Source organism: Acidovorax sp. KPB24-03, from assembly GCF_057546605.1.
Genome location: NZ_BAAJYR010000241.1, coordinates 1 through 5,189, shown reverse-complemented (window position 1 = coordinate 5,189; position 5,189 = coordinate 1). Strand labels below are relative to the sequence as shown.

Below are 5,189 nucleotides of genomic sequence, written 5' to 3'. Positions count from 1 at the left end.
CGCGCAGCGCCGCTGGGGCTGTGCGAAGCGGGTGGCGCAGGCATCGCAGACGCGCCGCGCGGGCCAGGCATGGCAGACGGCGCATTGGCTGGGCACGGCACCCAGGGCCGCGCCCAGCCAATGCGATATCCCTGCAAGGTGCCTGTGGAGCATCGACTCAATATACTCGCCGCGACCCCCGTCCCCCACGATGCCAGAGCACCTTCCCCCCACCATCGACCCGCCCGCCGCGGCCCGCTGGCATGCCGCCGCCCCCGCCATCTCCCCCTGGCTGCACGAGGAGGTCGCCCGGCGCATGGACGACCGGCTCCAGTGGATCCGCCAGGCCCCGGCCGCCTGGTGCGATTGGGACCCGGTGCGCGGTGGCCTGCAGGCCCATGCCCTGGTGCGCCAGCGCTACCCCCAGGCCGCCTGCCAGGTGGCGGAAACCGCGGCGCGCCGCCAGGCGGTGGCCGAGCAGGCATTGGGCGCGGCATGGTGGAGCCCTTCGCGCTGGGGTGGGCGTGCTCCGAAGTTCGGCCTGCCGGCGGACGGCAGCGTCAACATGGTGTGGTCCAACATGGCGCTGCACACGGCCGCCGACCCGCAGCGGCTGATCGGCCAGTGGCACCGGGCACTCGCCGTGGACGGCTATCTCATGTTCTCCTGCCTGGGCCCCGACACCGTGCGCGAACTGCATGCCGTCTACGCCGAACTGGGCTGGCCGCCCGCCGGCCATGCCATGACGGACATGCACGACTGGGGCGACATGCTGGTGCAGGCCGGGTTCGCCGAACCGGTGATGGACATGGAACGCATCCGGCTGACCTTCGCCACCCCGGCCCGGCTGCTGCAGGAACTGCGCGAACTGGGCTGCAACCTGCACCCGGCGCGCTTTCCCGCGCTGCGCGGGCGGCGCTGGCGCGAGCGCCTGGAACAGGCGCTGGCCGACCGCCTGGCCGACCCGAACGAGGGTGGCCAGCTGGCGCTGACCTTCGAGATCGTCTATGGCCACGCCTTCAAGCCGGCGCCACGGTTGCGGGTGAGCGAGAGCAGCGCCGTGTCGCTGCAGGACATGCGCGCCATGCTGCAGGGGGCGAGAAAGCCGGGCGCCTGAGGGTGTTTTCCCGGGGGCAGGGCCCCCATGATCCGTCGCAACAGCAGGCTACAATTCTTGGCGGTGCTGTTCCGGAACTTCTGCTGCGCGGTGCGATCCCTGCCGCCCCGCCGGGAGGCCGCCTGTCGGTGGCAGGCTCTGCGGTCGGCGCGAAACCTTCCAACCTTCTCATGGTTTGTACGGGGCTGTGCGGCGGATGTCGCCGCGGGCCTTGCAATCGGGCCACGGGAACGGCATGCTGCACGGTGCAGGGCACGCGCCAACCCGCGCGGGCCTTGAAGGTCAGGAGACAAAAAGCGAAGCACCGCCGGTGCTCCGCATCGATGAAACCGGGTTCATGTGGAACCCAGCCGCGCTGAAGGGCTCGGGCATTGCGCCCCAAGGCCCGGGCACGGTCTGGATGTTGGAATTCGCATGGCTTTGTGCGCCGCCCCGACCCCACGCGGGGGCGCCCAGGGATTGGTTAATTGAGGCTTAGAAGTGAGAACTATGAAGAGCATTTCCAACAAGCTGGCTTCTTTGCTGCTGATGGCGGGTGCATGGGTGGGCACCGCAGCCCACGCCGTGCAGGATCTTCCCGGTGGCCCGGCCGTCAACCAATTGAATCTGGCGCCTCCGGTCACCCGCATCGCCGAGGAGCAGCAGTTCCTGCACTGGATGATGCTCATCATCTGCACGGTGATCTTCATCGCCGTGTTCGCGGTGATGTTCTATTCGATCTGGAAGCACCGCAAGTCGCGCGGCGTCAAGCCGGCCAATTTCCATGAGTCCGTGACCGTCGAGGTCATCTGGACCATCGTGCCCTTCATCATCGTGATCCTCATGGCGCTGCCCGCCACCAAGGTGCTCGTGGCGCAAAAGGACACCACCAACGCCGACCTGACCATCAAGGTCACCGGCTACCAGTGGAAGTGGGGCTACGACTACATCACCGGCGAAGGCCAGGGCCTGGCGTACATCTCCACGCTCGACAGCAGCCACCGCCGCATGTCCGACAGCGGCAACGTGAGCAACGCGCCGGCCGACTACCTGCTCAAGGTGGACAACCCCCTGGTGGTGCCCGTGGGCAAGAAGGTGCGCGTGATCACCACCGCCAACGACGTGATCCACTCGTTCATGGTGCCAGCCTTCGGCATCAAGCAGGATGCGATCCCCGGCTTTGTGCGCGACACCTGGTTCCGCGCTGACAAGGTGGGCGACTACTACGGCCAGTGCGCCGAGCTGTGCGGCAAGGAACACGCCTACATGCCCATCCACGTGAAGGTGGTCTCCGCTGCCGACTACACCCAGTGGGTGGCGGGCGAGAAGAAGAAGGCCGCGGCCAAGCTGGACGACCCGAGCAAGGTGTGGACGCTGCAGGACATCCTGCCGCGCGGCGAGAAGGTCTATGCCGCCAACTGCGCGGCCTGCCACCAGGCCAACGGCAAGGGCGCGGGCCCCATCAAGCCGCTGGACGGCTCCGCCATCGTCAAGAGCGACGACCACACCCAGCAGATCCACATCGTGCTCAAGGGCGCCGCCAACGGCGCGATGCCCTCCTGGGCGCAGTTGAGCGACACCGATCTGGCGGCCGTGGTGAGCTACACCAAGAACGCCTGGTCCAACAAGACGGGGCAGATCGTGCAGCCGTCCGAGATCCTGGCCCAGCGTGGCAAATAGCCACCCACGCCCCAACGCACTGAGGAATCCAAGATGAGCGCAGTTCTCGACAACCACGGTCACGCGGGCGGCCACGCACACGACAGCCACGGCGATCACCACCACCACGGCCCGACGGGCTGGCGGCGCTGGGTGTTCGCGACCAACCACAAGGACATCGGTACGCTGTACCTGCTGTTCTCGTTCACCATGCTGATGGTGGGCGGCATTCTGGCGCTGCTGATCCGCGCCGAGCTGTTCAAGCCCGGCCTGCAGCTGGTGAACCCCGAGCTGTTCAACCAGCTCACCACCATGCATGGCCTGATCATGGTGTTCGGCGCCATCATGCCGGCGTTCGTGGGCTTCGCGAACTGGATGATCCCGCTGCAGATCGGCGCATCCGACATGGCCTTCGCGCGCATGAACAACTTCAGCTTCTGGCTGATGATCCCGGCGGCCATCATGCTGGTGACCTCGTTCCTCATGCCTGGCGGCGCGCCGGCGGCGGGCTGGACGCTGTATGCGCCGCTCACGCTGCAGATGGGCCCATCGATGGATGCCGGCATCTTCGCGATGCACATCCTGGGGGCCTCGTCCATCATGGGATCGATCAACATCATCGTGACCATCCTGAACATGCGCGCACCCGGCATGACGCTGATGAAGATGCCCATGTTCGCCTGGACCTGGCTCATCACTGCCTACCTGCTGATCGCCGTGATGCCCGTGCTGGCCGGCGCCATCACCATGACGCTGACCGACCGCCACTTCGGCACCAGCTTCTTCAACCCCGCTGGCGGCGGCGACCCGGTGATGTACCAGCACATCTTCTGGTTCTTCGGCCACCCCGAGGTGTACATCATGATCCTGCCGGCCTTCGGCATCATCAGCCAGATCGTGCCGGCGTTCTCGCGCAAGCGGCTGTTCGGCTATGCCTCCATGGTGTATGCCACCTCGTCCATCGCCATCCTGTCGTTCATCGTGTGGGCCCACCACATGTTCACGACCGGCATGCCCGTGACCGGCCAGCTGTTCTTCATGTACGCCACCATGCTGATCTCGGTGCCCACGGCCGTGAAGATCTTCAACTGGATCGCCACCATGTGGCGCGGCTCCATGACGTTCGAGACCCCGATGCTGTTCGCCGTGGGCTTCATCTTCGTGTTCACCATGGGCGGCTTCACCGGGCTGATCCTGTCGATGGCCCCCATCGACATCCAGCTGCAGGACACCTACTACGTGGTGGCCCACTTCCACTACGTGCTGGTGGCCGGCTCGCTGTTCTCCATGTTCGCCGCGTACTACTACTGGGCGCCGAAGTGGACCGGCGTGATGTACAGCGAAACCCGGGGCCGCATCCACTTCTGGGGCTCGCTCATCACGTTCAACGTGACGTTCTTCCCCATGCACTTCCTGGGCCTGGCCGGCATGCCGCGCCGCTATGCCGACTACCCCATGCAGTTCGCCGACTTCAACATGCTGGCCTCCATCGGCGCGTTCGGCTTCGGCCTGATGCAGGTGTACTTCTTCCTGTTCATCGTGGTGCCCGCGATGCGCGGCAAGGGCGAAGTGGCGCCGCAGCGCCCGTGGGAAGGGGCCGAGGGCCTCGAATGGGAAGTGCCTTCGCCGGCGCCTTTCCACACGTACGAGACGCCTCCGAAGCTGGACGCCTCGGCCACCCGTGTGATCGGCTGAGGAGGGCCTGGCATGACCCCCGAGCAAAAGAAGTCCAACCGGCGCATGGCGCTGATCCTGGCCTCGGTGGCCGTGGCCTTCTTCGTCGGCTTCATGGTCAAGATGGCCTGGCTGGCCCGCTGAAAGCCTGGACGCGCCATGGGCATGTTCCGCACTGAAAACGCCAAGATGGTGGGCAAGCTGGCCGTGATCTCGGTCGGCATGTTTGCCTTCGGCTACGTGCTCATTCCCATCTACAAGCACATCTGCGAGATGACCGGCATCAACATCCTGTCGCTGTCCGAGCGGCAGGTGCCGGGCAACGGGGTGGCGGGCCGCGATGTGAAGGTGCCCGCGAACACGCAGGTGGACAAGAGCCGTACCATCACCGTGGAGTTCGATGCGAACGCGCGCGGCCCGTGGGACTTCAAGCCCGCGCAGCGCTCGCTGCAGGTGCACCCGGGCGAGTTGGCCACGGTCATGTACGAGTTCCAGAACGTGCAGAACCGCCGCATGGCCGCGCAGGCCATCCCGAGCTACGCACCGCGGCAGGCGGCCGCGCACTTCAACAAGCTCGAGTGCTTCTGCTTCAACCAGTACGTGCTGGAGCCGGGCGAAAAAAAGCAATGGCCCGTGGCGTTCGTGATCGACCCGCGCCTGTCCAAGGACGTGACCACCATCACCTTGTCCTATACCTTCTTCGAGGTGGGCGGCAAGACGCCGCCCGCGCCGACCGAGCCCACGGCCGCGCTGCCCGCCGGCGTGGTGCCGCAGGGGGGCC

Annotated in this window: 5 protein-coding genes and 1 pseudogene; 5 read left to right on the top strand and 1 reads right to left on the bottom strand. The window is 66.3% G+C overall.

Going from position 1 to position 5,189, the window contains the following annotated elements; genetic code table 11:
* Nucleotides 1–153 (bottom strand): annotated as a pseudogene (locus AC27KI_RS18205) (ComF family protein); the annotation flags it as partial.
* A gap of 37 nt (nt 154–190) precedes the next feature.
* Between AC27KI_RS18205 and AC27KI_RS18200 the strand changes: the two are divergent.
* The 5 genes from AC27KI_RS18200 to AC27KI_RS18180 form a co-directional block, all read left to right on the top strand.
* Complete coding sequence (locus tag AC27KI_RS18200; protein WP_487115116.1) at nt 191–1,096, top strand: methyltransferase domain-containing protein; 906 nt, start codon at nt 191–193, stop codon at nt 1,094–1,096.
* A gap of 489 nt (nt 1,097–1,585) precedes the next feature.
* Nucleotides 1,586–2,755, top strand: coding sequence for a cytochrome c oxidase subunit II (coxB, locus tag AC27KI_RS18195; RefSeq protein ID WP_272565032.1), 1,170 nt, complete (start codon nt 1,586–1,588; stop codon nt 2,753–2,755).
* Between the two features lie 33 nt (nt 2,756–2,788).
* Nucleotides 2,789–4,429 carry a cytochrome c oxidase subunit I gene (ctaD, locus tag AC27KI_RS18190; RefSeq protein ID WP_272549039.1) on the top strand — a complete coding sequence of 547 codons (1,641 nt, stop codon included), beginning with the start codon at nt 2,789–2,791 and terminating at the stop codon, nt 4,427–4,429.
* A 12-nt stretch (nt 4,430–4,441) separates the two neighbouring features.
* On the top strand, nt 4,442–4,552 hold the full coding sequence (locus AC27KI_RS18185; protein ID WP_272549038.1) for a cytochrome oxidase small assembly protein: 111 nt from the start codon (nt 4,442–4,444) through the stop codon (nt 4,550–4,552).
* A 45-nt stretch (nt 4,553–4,597) separates the two neighbouring features.
* Nucleotides 4,598–5,189 (top strand): cytochrome c oxidase assembly protein (locus AC27KI_RS18180; RefSeq protein ID WP_487115118.1); only part of this gene is annotated, 592 nt, incomplete at its 3' end.

Excerpts from the sequence above, each read along its gene's own strand:
- AC27KI_RS18200 (WP_487115116.1), top strand. The coding sequence starts at position 191 with ATGCCAGAGCACCTTCCCCCCACCATCGACCCGCCCGCCGCGGCCCGC.
- coxB (WP_272565032.1), top strand. The coding sequence starts at position 1,586 with ATGAAGAGCATTTCCAACAAGCTGGCTTCTTTGCTGCTGATGGCGGGT.
- ctaD (WP_272549039.1), top strand. The coding sequence starts at position 2,789 with ATGAGCGCAGTTCTCGACAACCACGGTCACGCGGGCGGCCACGCACAC.
- AC27KI_RS18185 (WP_272549038.1), top strand. The coding sequence starts at position 4,442 with ATGACCCCCGAGCAAAAGAAGTCCAACCGGCGCATGGCGCTGATCCTG.